Below are 13,920 nucleotides of genomic sequence, written 5' to 3' on the forward strand. Positions count from 1 at the left end.
GATGGCCAGCGCCACGGCGAGTGCCGCGGCAATCGCCGTGTCCGGCACCAGATGCGCCACGGCGATGCCGACCAATGCGGAGATGGTGTTGCCGCCGATGATCGACCAGGGTTGTGCGAGCGGGCTTGAAGGAACTGCAAAGAGCAGCACGGCGGAAGCACCCAAGGGTGCCACCAGCAGCGGCCAGTGCTCAGCCCCTGCGGCCCAGCCCGAGATTGCGCCCGCGAGCCCAATGCCGATGAGTGCGCCGAGGCAGGCGATGCTCCGTTCACGGAGATTGGCGCCAGCCATGCGCGGCGTGAGGGCGCGCAAGCCCGCCATGAGTGTGTTCTGCATGTTCTAGCGGCAGCCGAGATCGCTGAGAAGATCGGGCACGAAGCGCGCGAACTGGCCCTGCTCGATGAGCGTGGCCACTGCTTCCGTGTCGGTGGCGAATTCGCGGTCCTCGTCGCGGCGGGCGGATTTTTCGCGCACCAGGGCATGCGACTCTTCGATCATCCCGGAAGAGCGCAGCGGGCGGCGGAAGTCGATGCCCTCGGCCGCCGCCATCAGCTCGATGGCGATGATGCGCGCGAGGTTGGCGTTCATGGGCCCAAGACGGCGCGCACCATGGGTCGCCATCGACACATGGTCCTCCTGGTTTGCCGAGGTGGGCGCCGAGTCGACCGAGGCTGGATGCGACATCTGCTTGTTCTCGCTCATCAGCGCCGCCGCCGTGCATTGCGGGATCATGAAGCCGGAGTTGAGGCCGGGGTTGCGGATGAGGAAGGGCGGCAGGAGCGAGATCGTCGAATCAATCAGTGCTGCAATGCGGCGCTCCGAGAGCGATCCGATTTCGGCGACCGCCATGGCGATGATATCCGCCGCGAAGGCCACGGGCTCCGCATGGAAGTTGCCGCCGGAGAGCACCGCGCCATCCTCCGCGAAGACCAGCGGATTGTCTGACACCGCATTAGCCTCGATGGTGAGGGTGCGTGCGGTGTTGGCGAGAAGGTCGAGGCAGGCGCCCATCACCTGCGGCTGGCAGCGGAAGGAATAGGGATCCTGCACCCGGTCATCACCCTCGAGGTGCGAGGCGCGGATCTGGCTGCCAGACAGAAGCCGGCGGTAATGCGAGGCCGCGAGCTGCTGGCCGGGATGCGGCCTCAGCGCATGGATGCGCGGGTCGAAGGGCGTGTCCGAGCCCATCACCGCATCAACCGATATGGCGCCGGCGAGGATCGCGGCTTCCGCATTGCGCTCCGCCGCGACGAGGCCGGAGAGCGCCAGTGCTGTCGATACCTGCGTGCCGTTCAACAGCGCCAGCCCCTCCTTGGGGCCAAGCGCCACTGGCTTCACGCCAGCGGTCTGGAGCGCCAGTGTACCGGAGAGGCGCACGCCCCTCACCATCGCCTCGCCTTCGCCAATGAGCACGAGGCTCATGTGGGCAAGCGGTGCCAGATCGCCCGAAGCACCCACCGATCCCTGCCCCGGGATCACGGGCAGCACATCGGCATTGATGAGCGCGGCGAGCGCTTCCATGGCGGAAAGCGAGATGCCCGAGGCGCCCTGCGCCAGCGCGTTGAGCTTCATCAGCAGGATGAGGCGGGTAACGCCCTGCTCCAGTGGCGCACCAACGCCCGCCGCATGTGAGCGCACGATGTTCACCTGCAGCCGGTCCAAATCCGCCGCCGCGATGCGCGTCTTGGCGAGCTTGCCGAAGCCGGTGTTGACGCCATAGATCGCGTCACCCGTGGCGAGCAGCCGCTTCACCGTCTCCGCCGAGCGGATGATACGGGCGCGGGCCGCGTCAGATAGCGAGACCTTGATGGGTCCGCCGAGTGTGGCACGAATGTCGGCGAGGTCGAGCGGGCGGTCTCCGATGGCGATCATGTGGCGAGTCTCCTCAGGGCGGTGCGGAAATTCTCCGCAATTGTCTCTTCATGGATGTGATGGCGGTCCTCCACGACGTGACGGCCCGCGACGAAGACGTCCTTCACCAGCGCATTGCCGCCGGAGAAGATCCAGCTGTCGAGTGCTCCATCCTCGCTTCGTCCGCCAAGCAACGGGTGCTCGGCATCGAGCACGGTCACGTCACAGCGATGCCCCGGAGCGATGGCGCCCACCGGCTGCCGCATCGAGAGGGCACCGCCCTTCAGTGCCGCCTCGTAAAGCGTGCGGCCAGTGGACTGGCCCGGACCGCCTGCCAGCGCATTGCGGGTGCGGTCGCGCAGGCGCTGCGAATATTCCAGCATGCGCAAGTCTTCCGCAGGCGACACTGTGATGTGGCTGTCGGAGCCTATGGCAATGACCCCGCCATCGCGCATGTAGTCCACGGCCGGAAAGATGCCGTCACCCAGATTGGCCTCGGTCGTCGGGCACAGCCCCGCGATCACGCCGGAGCGGGCGAGCGCTTTGGTCTCAGCCGCCGTCATATGGGTGGCGTGAATGACCGTCCAGCGGTCGGAGAGGTCGAACTCCCGCATGAGCAGTTCCACCGGACGGAGGCCACAGAGGGCGAGGCAGTCCTCGACCTCCTTCATCTGCTCGGCGACATGGATGTGGATGGGGGCCTCGGCGGCGAGCGCGGAGGTTACTTCGCGAAGTAATGCCGGGGTGACGGCCCTGAGGGAATGCGGGGAGATGCCGACGCGCGTGAGCGACCCTTCTTGTATAGACAGGTTACTCACGATCTTCTGGAACCGGTCTGCATCATTGATGAAGCGGCGCTGGCCCTCTACCGGAGGCTGACCGCCGAAGCCGCTGAAGGCGTAGAGCGTCGGCAGGATGGTGATGGCGATTCCCGCAGCTTCCGCCGCCGCGAGACAGCGGAGACTCATTTCTGCAGGATCGGCATAAGGCGTGCCGTCCGGCTGGTGGTGGAGGTACTGGAACTCGCCCACCACGGAGAAGCCCGCTTTCAGCATCTCGACATAGAGCTGCGCGGCCACGGCTTCGAGGTCATCGGGCGAAAGCCTGAGCGCAAAGCCATACATGGCCTCTCGCCAGGTCCAGAAACTGTCCGCCCCGGGCCCTGCCCGCTCGGCCAGCCCCAGCATGAAGCGCTGGTGGGCGTGGGAATGGACGTTCGGCATGGCGGGCACGGCAATGCCGGAGACATGCTCGCCGCCATCACCTGCTGCAATGGCCATGATCATCCCGTCGGCCCCGACGGTCACCGTCACATCGGATTGCCAGCCATCGGCGGTGAGTGCGCTGGCGAAATGCAATTTCCTGCTTTCCATGCTTCAGACTATACTGTATATACAACCTTATACAAGAGGCTTGTCCACTCATGCTGCTCACCAACCTCAAGGCCGCGACGATGCGGGATGGCTATGGCCTGATCGCGGATGCGGCCATCATGATCGAGGGTGGGAGGATCACCTGGATCGGCCCCAGCGCCGAGGCGCCTTCGGGCCATGAGGCCACCGACTGCCAGAGCCGCCTCGCCACCCCCGGCCTCATCGACTGCCACACCCATATCGTCTACGGCGGCAGCCGCGCGCATGAGTTCGAGCAGCGGCTGACGGGCGTATCCTATGCCGAGATCGCCCAGGCCGGCGGCGGCATCGCCTCCACCGTGCGCGCCACCCGCAGCCAGTCCAAGGCGGACCTCGCCGCGTCCGCCTTGAAGCGGCTGGATGCGCTGCTGGCGGAGGGTGTCACCACCATCGAGATCAAGTCCGGCTATGGGCTGGACCGCGACACCGAGATGAAGATGCTGAAGGTCGCCCGCGAACTCTCCCAGTGGCGGCCCGTGGACGTGGTGACGAGCTACCTCGGCGCCCATGCCCTGCCGCCGGAGTTCAAAGAGAACCGCCAAGGCTACCTCGACCTCGTCTGCACCGAGGTGCTGCCAGCCGTCGCAAAGGCCGGGCTCGCCGATGCGGTGGACGCCTTCTGCGAGGGGATTGCCTTCTCGGTCGAAGAGACGCGCCGGGTGTTCGCGGTGGCGAAATCCCTCGGCATCCCCGTGAAGCTCCATGCCGAGCAACTCACCAATCTCGGCGGATCGAAGATGGCCGCCGAATTCGGCGCGCTGTCGGTGGACCATATCGAATATCTGGATCAGGAGGGGGTGGATGCCATCGCCCGCTCCGGAACGGTGGCCGTGCTGCTGCCCGGCGCCTTCTATTACCTGCGCGAAAAGCAGGCCCCTCCAGTGGCGGCGCTCCGCAAGGCGGGCGTTCCACTCGCCGTGGCGACCGACCTCAACCCCGGCACCTCGCCCGTGCATTCGATCCTCACCACCATGAACATGGCTAGCGTGCTCTTCGGCCTGACACCGGAGGAGGCGCTGATGGGTGTCACCGCCAATGCCGCCCTTGCACTCGGCCTCAAGGATCGCGGCGTGCTCGCCCCCGGCATGAAGGCTGACATCGCGCTGTGGAACACGGAGCGCCCGGGCGATCTCGCCTATCCGCTGGGCTTCAACCCGCTCGCCGCGGTCATCCACAAAGGCGAGATCGTACGGGGGATGCTGTGATGAACGAGGGCCAGCCGCTCTATGCGAAGGTGAAGGCGCACATCCTCGACAACATCCGCTCCGGCGCATGGGAAGCAGGCCGCCGCGTTCCCTCCGAGAATGAGCTGGTGGAGAGCTTCGGGATCAGCCGCATGACGGCCAACCGCGCGCTGCGCGAACTCACGGCGGAGGGCTACCTCAACCGCGTGCCGGGCGTGGGCACCTTCGTGAAGGAAGCGCCTGCCCTGTCGAGCCTGATGGAGCTGCGCAACATCGCGGAGGAAATCGCCCAGCGCGGCCACCGCTATTCCTCCCGCGTCATCGCCAAGTCCGCCGTCGACTCCAACCCGGCGCTCAACGAGGAATTCGAGGACCGCGCGCTGAAGCGCCTGTTCCACATCGTCATCGTGCATGAGGAGAACGGCGTTCCCGTGCAGCTCGAGGACCGCCACGTGAACCCCGCCGTGGTGCCGGATTTTCTGGCGCATGACTTCACGCAGACCACACCCACCGCCGTGCTGCTGGCCGCAACGCCGGTGGACGAACTCGAACACACGGTCGAGGCCACCATGCCCACGCCGGAGCAGCAGCGCCTGCTCGGCATCGCGGGGTCCGAGCCCTGCCTTGCCCTCTACCGCCGCTCCTGGAGCCGCGGGCGGGTCGCCACCGCCGTCACCCTCACCTATCCCGCCAGCCGCTACGCTCTTTACAGCCGCCACCGCACGAGCGCGCGCGGCACTTTCTCGCAATAGGAGTTTTCCATGACCACCCGCCGCGACAACAGCCGCGTCATCAAGGCGCCCACCGGAACCACGCTCTCAGCCAAGTCCTGGGCGACGGAAGCACCGCTGCGCATGCTGATGAACAACCTCGACCCCGGCGTTGCCGAGCGCCCCGAGGAGCTCGTCGTCTATGGCGGCATCGGCCGCGCCGCGCGCAATTGGGAGGCCTTCGACAAGATCGTGGCGGGCCTGCGCTCGCTCGAAGACGATGAAACGCTGCTCGTCCAGTCTGGCAAGCCCGTCGGCATCTTCCGCACCCACAAGGATGCGCCGCGCGTGCTGATCGCTAACTCCAACCTTGTGCCGCACTGGGGCACCTGGGACCATTTCAACGAGCTCGATAAGAAGGGCCTCATGATGTACGGCCAGATGACGGCCGGCTCCTGGATCTACATCGGCACGCAGGGCATCGTGCAGGGCACGTATGAAACTTTCGCCGAAGTGGGCCGCAAGCATTACGGCGGCAACCTCAAGGGCAAGTGGTTCCTGACAGCGGGCCTCGGCGGCATGGGTGGCGCGCAGCCCTTGGCCGCCACAATGGCGGGCGCCTCGATGGTGGCCATCGAATGCCAGCCCTCGCGCATCGAGTTCCGCCTCAAGACGCGCTACCTCGATACCAAGGCAAACTCGATCGAAGAAGCACTCGAGATCATCGACCGCTCGCACAGGGCAGGAAAGCCCATCAGCGTCGGCCTGCTCGGCAATGCCGCGGAGCTGCTGCCCGATTTTGTGAAGCGCGGCATCCGCCCCGATGCGGTGACCGACCAGACCTCGGCCCATGATCCGATCAACGGCTATCTCCCCGCCGGCTGGACGCTGGCCGAATGGGAAGAAAAGCGCGTCTCCGACCCGCAGGCCATCAAGGCCGCCGCCATGGCCTCGATGAAGGCCCATGTGGAAGCGATGCTCGACTACTGGCACTCAGGCGTGCCCGTCCTCGACTATGGCAACAACATCCGCCAGATGGCGCTGGAAAAGGGCCTCAAGAACGCCTTCGAATTCCCCGGCTTCGTGCCGGCCTACATCCGCCCGCTGTTCTGCCGCGGCATCGGCCCGTTCCGCTGGGCCGCGCTCTCCGGCAACCCCCAGGACATCTACAAGACCGACCAGCGCGTGAAGGAGCTGATCCCGGATGATCCGCACCTCCACAACTGGCTGGACATGGCGCGCGAGCGCATCGCCTTCCAGGGCCTGCCCGCGCGCATCTGCTGGGTGGGATTGGGACAGCGCCACCGCTTGGGCCTCGCCTTCAACGAGATGGTCCGGAACGGCGAGGTGGAGGCTCCCATCGTCATCGGCCGCGATCACCTCGACTCCGGCTCCGTCGCCTCGCCCAACCGCGAGACGGAAGGGATGTTGGATGGTTCGGATGCCGTATCCGACTGGCCGCTGCTCAACGCGCTGCTCAACACCGCGTCAGGCGCCACATGGGTATCGCTGCACCACGGCGGCGGCGTCGGCATCGGCTATTCGCAGCATGCCGGCATGGTGATCGTGGCGGATGGCACGGACGATGCCGCGCGGCGGCTCGAACGCGTGCTGTGGAACGACCCCGCCTCCGGCGTCATGCGCCACGCCGATGCAGGCTACCAGACCGCAGTGGACTGCGCGAAGGAACAGGGGCTGAAGCTGCCGGGGATCACGATATAGCAGAAATTTCCCCTTCGTCCGTTGCGAAGCAATGGGAGAAGGTGACCGGCAGGCCGGATGAGGGCTCTTTCAACCGGCACGACTTGCAGACAGATACCCTCATCCCCCCTTCGGGGACCTTCTCCCATCGCGTCGCGACGGGAGAAGGGGACAATCATCAAAGACCCCTATTCCGCCGCGCAGAACATGGTGGCCCAGAGACGCAAAAGGCCGGGCTTTTTTGTCTACGCGAGCTGCCCACCCCGTTCCCTTCTCCCGCGCGGCAGCGTGGGAGAAGGTGGCCGACAGGCCGGATGAGGGTTTCTTTCAACCGGCACGACTCGCAGATAGAGGCCCTCATCCCCCCTTCGGGGACCTTCTCCCATCGCGTCGCGACGGGAGAAGGGGACAATCGCTTATCACGGCGTCACCCGCATCACCCGTCCCATCGGGGCGGCCTCATCGGTGAGCATGTAGAGGTAGCCGTCGGGGCCCTGCCGCACGTCGCGGATGCGGGCTCTTCCGTCGTAGAGGCGTTCTTCCTCCACCACCTTGCCGCCGTCGAGCACGAGGCGGGCGAGGTGTTTCTGCACCAGCGCGCCGATGAAAAGGTTGCCCTTCCAGTCCGGATAGCGGTCGCCGGTGTAGAAGGCCATGCCGGAGGGTGCGATCGACGGGTCCCAGTAGTGCAACGGATGCTCGATGCCGTCCTTCGCCGTCAGGCCTTCGCCGATCGTCTCGCCGGAGTATTCGGTCCCGTAGGTGACATCGGGCCAGCCATAATTCTTGCCCGCCTGGGGAGTGTTCAGTTCGTCTCCGCCCTTGGTCCCGTGTTCAACCGTCCAGAGTTGGCCTGTCTCCGGGTGGATCGTGGCGCCCTGCAGGTTGCGGTGGCCGATGGACCAGATCTCCGGCAGCCATCCCGCGATCTTCGGGTTATCGGGGGGAATGCCGCCATCCTCGGTGATGCGGAGGATCTTGCCGATGTGGTTGTCCGGCTTCTGCACCAGATCGCGAAGGCTGCCGCGGTCACCCGTGGTGATGAAGAGCGCCCCCGTGCGGTCGAACACGATGCGCGAGCCGAAATGCTGGCCGCCGGTGGTGGCCGGCTGCTGGCGGAAAATGATCTTGACGTAGTCAAGGCTGCGAAGATCCTCCGACAGCCTGCCGCGCATCACGCTGGTGGCATTCTTGCCCTCCTCGCGCGGCTCCGCGAAGGACAGGAAGACGAGCCGGGTCTGCGCGAAATTCGGATGGAGCGCGATATCGAGAAGCCCGCCCTGGCCGACGGCGGCGATCTCCGGCAGGCCGCTGATCGGCTCCGAGACTTTCCGGTCAAGGCCGATGGTGCGCAGTGCGCCAGACTTTTCGGTGACGAGGATGACACCTTCCGGCAGGAAGGCGAAGGACCATGGCCGGTCGAGGCCATCGGCCATCGTCTCGAGCATGGCCGCGGAGACGGACTTGTCATCAGCCTTCGCCCGCAGCGTGATCAGCGGAACGGCGAACAGGCTTGCGAGAACGGCACGGCGATCGATCATGGGGCACCCACCTCGTGAGGTTGCAACGTCTCAAGCGGCGGATGTGGTTGTCAGGTGGCGAAGGGTGCAAGCCCTGCTCTCAGAAACGCGATCTCGTCGTCATTAATGCCATGGGCGGAGCCCGGATAGATCCGCTCCGTCACCGACGCACCCATGCGGGTGAAGACCGCCGTCGTCTCCTTGACCCGCGCCAGCGGGATATGCGCATCATGGTCCGAACAGCCGAGAAAGACGCGCGCGCCTGCGAGCGAGCCCTGATAATCGCGGGGCGTGCCCGGCGGGCCGATGGCACCACCGCTGAGAATGCCGGCGAAACCATAGGCGCGCGGGTTGCGGAGCACCGTCTCGCTCGTGAGGCAGGCGCCCTGGCTGAAGCCGATCACGGCCAGTTTCCCGGCATCGACGCCTGATCCCAGAATGTCCGCGATGATGGCGGCGACACGCTCGAGCGCTTGGGACAGATAGGGTTCATTCGCCGCCGTGGGCGCCATGAAGCTCTGCGGATACCAGCTGTGCCCATGGGCCTGGGGCGCCAGATAACAGAGATCCGGCATGGCCAGGACATCGGCCAGTGGCAGGATGCTTTCTGCCGTGGCGCCACGGCCGTGGATGAGCAGGACCACGCCCGAGGCGCGCTGAGGCAGCGCGCCCGCCTGGCGCAGGCCGTGCCTGGCGATCACATCTTCCAAACTCACAGCTTCGGCCTCCCTTCGGGTCCGCGGTACCATTGGCCTTGCGCAGTCTCGAAGGCCATTGCCAAGCCGAGGAATGGGTTGCGGAGCGGCTTGCCGTTGATCTTCGGCACGCAGGTAAAGCAGTTGACCTTTGGCTGCACCGCCTCCGCACGCCGGATCACGGCTTCCATGAGGTCGAGGGGAGAGAGCTTCTTCTTCCGGAAGAGCCGCAAGGCCTCGGCGGCGGAGAGATAGCAGAGTTCGGCGTCGCTCATGAGATTGCCTCCGCAATGGTGTGGAGTGCCTGCTGGGTGATGATGTTGTAGTGCGGGTTGAGGAAGTCGGGCCAGCTCGAGAGCTTGACGGCCACCATGCGATAGTCCCAGTTCACATAGATCATCTGGCCGAACACGCCCCGCGCATAGAGCGCGCGTGAGCGCGGGTTCTCGATCCACCACTGGTTCCGGTAGGCGCCCTCCGGCAGCGTCTCATGATAGCGGCCGCCGAAGATTGCGTGGTTGCCGTTGCGCGTCGCCTCCACCCAGGCGGGCGGCAGGATCCCGCCGCCATTCTCGAGGTAGAGGAGGCCCACCCTTGCATAGTCGCGCAGGCAGGCGTTGAAACCGCCGTCCGCCAGCGCGCTGCCCGCGCAATCGACGGTGAAGCTGGCGCTTTCCTCCGCGCCCATGGGCGACCAGATCTCGTCAGAGACGATCTGCGCAAGCCGCTTTCCCGCGGCGCGCTCCATGCAGAAGCCCAGCACCTCCGTTTCGATCGAGCGATACTCGAAGAGCGCGCCATGCGGACGTGCCAGCGTCTTCAGCCCGAGAACCTGCTCGAACACGTGGCGGGGCCACTTGATTCCGGGGTCGCTTCCGGGAGGGATCGGCTTCCAACCGGAAGAGACATCGAGCTGGCCGATGTCAGAACACGGGTCGGTATAGGCCTCCTCGAAGCGGGTGCCGCTTGCCATGTCGAGAACGTGCTGCACGGTTGCCCCGCGATAGGCGGTTTCCTCCAGCTCCGGCAGGTAATGCGTGATGGGCTTGTCCACGTCGAACAAGCCTTTGCCCGCAAGGGCGCCCGCGGCGGCAGCCGTCACGGATTTCGCCACTGATTGCGAGAGATGAAGGCTGCGCGGTTCCATGCCGTTGAAGTAGCGCTCATGGACGATTGCGCCGTCCTTCAACACGATGAAGCCGTCGGTATAAGTCTCGTCCAGAAGGCCTGCCAGCGAAGTGGTTCCGCCAAACGTCGAAGCGACCGTGAGACCGTCGAGGTCACGTTCCAGGCGGGGCAGTTCTCGTACCGGGCCACGGCCCCGCCAGACCTCGGTGGTGGGCAGGATCTGCCGGATGTTCTGGAAGCTCCAGCGGTTCCACGGCGGGCGGTCCCACTCCATCCGGGAAGGGATGAGCGCCGGGGGGGTGCCCTGCATGATGGGAGGGCGGGGTTCGGAATTGCGGTAGGACGGCATGTTCCCTCATCAGAAAAGCCCCGGCGGGTTGAAGCGCCGGGGCCCTGGTTCACTGATGCGGATTACTTCAGGACCTCGGTCCAGATCTTGGTGTAGAGCTCCGTCACCTCGGGGGCGCAGGGCTTCAGGAATTCACCTACAGCCTCGAACTCCTTCGGAACGATCAGTTCGGGAGCATCCTTCATGTCAGCCGGCATGAACTGCTCGGAACCCTTGATGCCGTTTGCGTAGCGGGCGAAATCCGAGATCATCGCGGCGTTCTGCGGGTCCATGATGAAGTTCAGGAACAGCTTCGCGTTCTCGACATTCTTGGCGTCCTTCAGGATGGCGGCGCTATCCATGAAGTAGGGGAAGCCTTCCTTGGCGAAACCGAACTTCACATCCGGGTTCTGGGCGCGCGCGCGCATGGCAGCGCCGTTCCAGTAGAAGGCGGCGGCGAAGTCGCGGCTGGCGAACTTCTCGATCACGCCGTAGTCCATGGCGATCCACTTCGGCTTGGCCTCGACCAGCTTGTCGCGCACCTTGCGCAGCACGTCCTTGTCGGTGGTGCACCATTCGCCCCCCATGTAGCGGATCGTGGCGTACATCACGTCGTTCATCTCCGGCGCGACGTTGACCTTGCCCACGAGTTCCGCCGGCGGATCGAGGAAGATCGCGGAGGTATTGATGTCACCCTTGTAGACGGACGTATCGACGACAAGGCCGGTCAGGCCCCACTGCCACGGCACGGAGAAGCGGCGGCCCGGATCCCACTCGACATTCACCCAGCGCTCGTCGACGTTCTTGAAGTTCTCCATCTCGTCAGGGCGCGCTTCGAGGAGAAGGCCTTCGTTGATCCAGATCGGCATGTAGTTGGCGGAGGGGACGACGATATCGAAGCCATGGCCGCCGGCCCGCACCTTGGCCAGCGCCGTGTCATTCGAGTCGTAATCCGTGACGGTCACCTTGACCTTGTGCTGCTCCTCGAACTTCTTGAGCAACTCGGGCGAGGTGTAGTTGCCCCAGTTGAACAGGTTCAGTTCGCCGTCGGCATGGGCTGCACCCGCGCCGGCAAGCATCGCAAGGCCCGCGAGGGCTGCGGTCAGTCTGGTCTTCATGTTAGTCTCCCTTTTGCTATTTTTCCGCATGTCACGCCTTCTTCTGGCTGATGAAGAAGAACAGCGTGACGATGATGACCGATATCGCCAGGAAAACGGTCGATATGGCATTCATTTCCGGCGTGATGACGCGCCGCAGCTGGCCCAGCATATATGTGGGCAGGGTATCCTGGCCGCCCGACTTGACGAATTCGGTGATCACCACATCGTCGAGCGATATCACGAATGCCAGCATGAAGCCCGCGAGGATGCCCGGCCACAACAGCGGCAGCGTCACCCTGCGGAAGGCGTTCCATGGCGTTGCATAGAGGTCGGCGGCGGCTCTCTCGAGCGTCAGGTCCATGCTCTCGAGCCTCGCGCGGATCGGCAGATAGGCGAAGGGGATGCAGAAGGCCGTGTGGGCGGCGATGAGATAGGCAAGGCCCGAGTAGCCCGTCCAGTCCTTGAGGCGGGCAAAGACGATGAGCAGCGCCACGGCAGTCACGATCTCCGGCACCATCAGCGGCTGGTTGATGAAGGCATATTTGAATGTCAGCCCGCGGTAGGGCGCGGTGCGGGTCGTGGCGAGTGCGGCCATGGTCGCGGCCGCGGTGGCGATGGTGGCCGCGAATCCTGCGATGATCAGCGAGCGGATCGCAGCCTCCTGGACGGCGGAGTTGTTCCACGCGGCCACGAACCACTTGAACGAGACGCCCTCCCACACCGCAAGCGAGGACCCGGCATTGAAGGCGAAGATGACGAGCGTGACGATGGGCAGGTAGAGCAGGAAGAAGCAGATCATCGCGATGGTCGCGAAGCCCCACTGCCGCTTGACGTCGAAATGGCTAGCCATGCCTGGCCCCCGACTTGGTGGCATTGCGCACATAGAAGAGCAGCGCCACCATGACGATGGCCATCAGCGTGAGGGAGAGTGCCGCACCCAGCGGCCAGTTCCGCCCCTGTCCGAACTGCAACTCGATCAGGTTGCCGATCATCATGTTCTTGCCGCCGCCAAGCACGCGCGGCGTGACATAGGCGCCCAGCGACGGAATGAACACGAGGATGGAGCCCGCGATGATGCCGGGCTTCACCAGCGGAACGATGATTCGCCACAGAACCTTGAGCCGCGTGGCATAGAGATCATAGCCAGCTTCGACGAGGCGGAAGTCCAGCCGGTCCATCGCGGCATAGAGCGGCAGCACCATGAGTGGCAGATAGACGTAGGTCATGCCGAACAGGATGCCGATGTCGGTGTACATCATCTGGATCGGGGTATCGATCACGCCGCTCCATATCAGCAGCGAGTTGATGACGCCTTCATTGCGGATCACCTCCTGCATGGCATAGGTGCGGATCAGCAGGTTGCTCCAGAAGGGAATGGTGATCAGGAACAGCCAGATCGCACGCGACCGCTCTGGCCGCGTGGCGATGAAATATGCGGTTGGAAATCCGAACAGGAGCGTCAGCAGCGTGGTGGCGATCGAGAGCTTCACCGACCGCCACACGATCGCGATATGCGCGTCGTTGAGGGCCAGCGTGTCGTCGAAGATGTCGCGCTGCAGGAAGACGTTGAACCAGCCCTCGGCCGAGAACTGCCAGAACTTGACGCCGCCATAGTCCCCCCGGTCGAGGAAGGAATAGAGCAGCATGACGAACAGCGGCCCGACCGCCGCGAGGAAGATGATGACCAGCGCCGGCAGGGTCAGAAGCCAGCGCCTGCGAACGTCCTGACGGCCGGCGGCATCGGCGATCTCGCGGGCGCTCATCATGGCCTAGTCCCTCAACACCTGCGCCGCGTGCTGCTCAAGCAGCACGCCGACGCTGTCGCCCGCCTCGAACCCCGCGCCCCCGCCACGCGAATTCTGCTGGCGGATGATGAAGGGCGCGCCACCGTCGAGCCGCACATGGTAATGGGTGTCGGTGCCGAAATAGACGACGTTCTCGAGCTTGCCCCAGAGATCGGCCTTGGCGCCTGGCTTCACAAGGTCGGCATGCTCGGGCCGCACCACCACGGTGACGCTGCCCGATAGCCGCAGGCCTTCGGGCAACCCGGCGCTGATCACGGCGCCGCCTGTGAGCTTCACCACGGCTTCGCTGCCATTGATCTCTGCCACGTGGCCCTCGAGGAAATTGGTCTCGCCGATGAAATTGGCGACGAACCGCTCTGACGGCCGGTCATAGATGTCGCGCGGCGAGCCCACCTGGAGGATCTTGCCCTTCGACATGACGGCGATCCGGTCCGACATGGTGAGGGCTTCTTCCTGATCATGGGTCACGAAGATGAAGGTGATTCC

Annotated in this window: 14 protein-coding genes; 3 read left to right on the plus strand and 11 right to left on the minus strand. The window is 64.9% G+C overall.

The window, feature by feature from the left end:
- The 3 genes from ACILRA_RS10500 to ACILRA_RS10510 form a co-directional block, all read right to left on the minus strand.
- On the minus strand, positions 1 to 336 hold a 336-nt coding region (locus ACILRA_RS10500; RefSeq protein WP_395662050.1), incomplete at its 3' end, for an HPP family protein.
- 3 nt (positions 337 to 339) lie between these two features.
- Positions 340 to 1,872 carry a histidine ammonia-lyase gene (hutH, locus tag ACILRA_RS10505; protein ID WP_395662051.1) on the minus strand — a complete coding sequence of 511 codons (1,533 nt, stop codon included), beginning with the start codon at positions 1,870 to 1,872 and terminating at the stop codon, positions 340 to 342.
- A complete protein-coding gene (locus tag ACILRA_RS10510) occupies positions 1,869 to 3,224 on the minus strand; it encodes a formimidoylglutamate deiminase (RefSeq protein WP_395662052.1) in 1,356 nt (451 codons plus the stop codon). Before ACILRA_RS10510 ends, hutH begins: the two co-directional genes overlap by 4 nt.
- Positions 3,225 to 3,274: 50 nt before the next feature.
- Between ACILRA_RS10510 and hutI the strand changes: the two genes are divergently transcribed.
- From hutI to hutU, 3 genes are read left to right on the plus strand one after another with little or no spacing between them, the layout of a single operon-like run.
- Entirely contained in the window at positions 3,275 to 4,468 is a 1,194-nt protein-coding gene (hutI, locus tag ACILRA_RS10515; protein ID WP_395662053.1) for an imidazolonepropionase, read from the plus strand.
- The gene (gene hutC / locus ACILRA_RS10520) at positions 4,468 to 5,199 is read left to right on the plus strand and encodes a histidine utilization repressor (RefSeq protein WP_395662054.1); all 732 of its coding nucleotides are present in this window, start codon (positions 4,468 to 4,470) and stop codon (positions 5,197 to 5,199) included. The genes hutI and hutC overlap by 1 nt, the downstream gene beginning before the upstream one ends.
- Before the next feature lie 9 nt (positions 5,200 to 5,208).
- Entirely contained in the window at positions 5,209 to 6,879 is a 1,671-nt protein-coding gene (gene hutU / locus ACILRA_RS10525; protein ID WP_395662055.1) for a urocanate hydratase, read from the plus strand.
- A 398-nt stretch (positions 6,880 to 7,277) separates the two neighbouring features.
- Here hutU and ACILRA_RS10530 read toward each other — a convergent pair whose 3' ends face one another.
- The 8 genes from ACILRA_RS10530 to ACILRA_RS10565 form a co-directional block, all read right to left on the minus strand.
- The gene (locus ACILRA_RS10530; protein ID WP_395662056.1) at positions 7,278 to 8,399 is read right to left on the minus strand and encodes a PQQ-dependent sugar dehydrogenase; all 1,122 of its coding nucleotides are present in this window, start codon (positions 8,397 to 8,399) and stop codon (positions 7,278 to 7,280) included.
- A gap of 50 nt (positions 8,400 to 8,449) precedes the next feature.
- The gene (locus ACILRA_RS10535; RefSeq protein ID WP_395662057.1) at positions 8,450 to 9,094 is read right to left on the minus strand and encodes an alpha/beta hydrolase; all 645 of its coding nucleotides are present in this window, start codon (positions 9,092 to 9,094) and stop codon (positions 8,450 to 8,452) included.
- Positions 9,091 to 9,348: a hypothetical protein gene (locus ACILRA_RS10540; RefSeq protein WP_395662058.1), complete on the minus strand. Its 258-nt coding sequence runs from the start codon at positions 9,346 to 9,348 to the stop codon at positions 9,091 to 9,093. The genes ACILRA_RS10535 and ACILRA_RS10540 overlap by 4 nt, the downstream gene beginning before the upstream one ends.
- Positions 9,345 to 10,550, minus strand: a complete 1,206-nt coding sequence (locus tag ACILRA_RS10545) for a serine hydrolase domain-containing protein (RefSeq protein ID WP_395662059.1) — start codon at positions 10,548 to 10,550, stop codon at positions 9,345 to 9,347. Before ACILRA_RS10545 ends, ACILRA_RS10540 begins: the two co-directional genes overlap by 4 nt.
- 62 nt (positions 10,551 to 10,612) lie before the next feature.
- Complete coding sequence (locus tag ACILRA_RS10550; protein ID WP_395662060.1) at positions 10,613 to 11,647, minus strand: extracellular solute-binding protein; 1,035 nt, start codon at positions 11,645 to 11,647, stop codon at positions 10,613 to 10,615.
- 31 nt (positions 11,648 to 11,678) lie between these two features.
- Positions 11,679 to 12,479 (minus strand): ABC transporter permease, encoded by an 801-nt coding sequence (locus tag ACILRA_RS10555; protein WP_395662061.1) that lies wholly within the window; start codon positions 12,477 to 12,479, stop codon positions 11,679 to 11,681.
- Complete coding sequence (locus ACILRA_RS10560; RefSeq protein ID WP_395662062.1) at positions 12,472 to 13,395, minus strand: ABC transporter permease; 924 nt, start codon at positions 13,393 to 13,395, stop codon at positions 12,472 to 12,474. The genes ACILRA_RS10555 and ACILRA_RS10560 overlap by 8 nt, the downstream gene beginning before the upstream one ends.
- A gap of 3 nt (positions 13,396 to 13,398) precedes the next feature.
- A partial coding sequence (locus ACILRA_RS10565; RefSeq protein ID WP_395662063.1) for an ABC transporter ATP-binding protein occupies positions 13,399 to 13,920 on the minus strand: 522 nt, incomplete at its 5' end.

Origin of the sequence: Aestuariivirga sp., from assembly GCF_044239095.1 — a bacterium.
Taxonomy (GTDB): Bacteria; Pseudomonadota; Alphaproteobacteria; order Rhizobiales; family Aestuariivirgaceae; genus Aestuariivirga.

What these genes read in the sequence shown, in the direction of transcription:
- hutH (WP_395662051.1), bottom strand. Translation starts at nt 1,872, where the DNA reads ATGATCGCCATCGGAGACCGCCCGCTCGACCTCGCCGACATTCGTGCC.
- ACILRA_RS10510 (WP_395662052.1), bottom strand. Translation starts at nt 3,224, where the DNA reads ATGGAAAGCAGGAAATTGCATTTCGCCAGCGCACTCACCGCCGATGGC.
- hutI (WP_395662053.1), top strand. Translation starts at nt 3,275, where the DNA reads ATGCTGCTCACCAACCTCAAGGCCGCGACGATGCGGGATGGCTATGGC.
- hutC (WP_395662054.1), top strand. Translation starts at nt 4,468, where the DNA reads ATGAACGAGGGCCAGCCGCTCTATGCGAAGGTGAAGGCGCACATCCTC.
- hutU (WP_395662055.1), top strand. Translation starts at nt 5,209, where the DNA reads ATGACCACCCGCCGCGACAACAGCCGCGTCATCAAGGCGCCCACCGGA.
- ACILRA_RS10530 (WP_395662056.1), bottom strand. Translation starts at nt 8,399, where the DNA reads ATGATCGATCGCCGTGCCGTTCTCGCAAGCCTGTTCGCCGTTCCGCTG.
- ACILRA_RS10540 (WP_395662058.1), bottom strand. Translation starts at nt 9,348, where the DNA reads ATGAGCGACGCCGAACTCTGCTATCTCTCCGCCGCCGAGGCCTTGCGG.
- ACILRA_RS10545 (WP_395662059.1), bottom strand. Translation starts at nt 10,550, where the DNA reads ATGCCGTCCTACCGCAATTCCGAACCCCGCCCTCCCATCATGCAGGGC.
- ACILRA_RS10550 (WP_395662060.1), bottom strand. Translation starts at nt 11,647, where the DNA reads ATGAAGACCAGACTGACCGCAGCCCTCGCGGGCCTTGCGATGCTTGCC.
- ACILRA_RS10555 (WP_395662061.1), bottom strand. Translation starts at nt 12,479, where the DNA reads ATGGCTAGCCATTTCGACGTCAAGCGGCAGTGGGGCTTCGCGACCATC.
- ACILRA_RS10560 (WP_395662062.1), bottom strand. Translation starts at nt 13,395, where the DNA reads ATGATGAGCGCCCGCGAGATCGCCGATGCCGCCGGCCGTCAGGACGTT.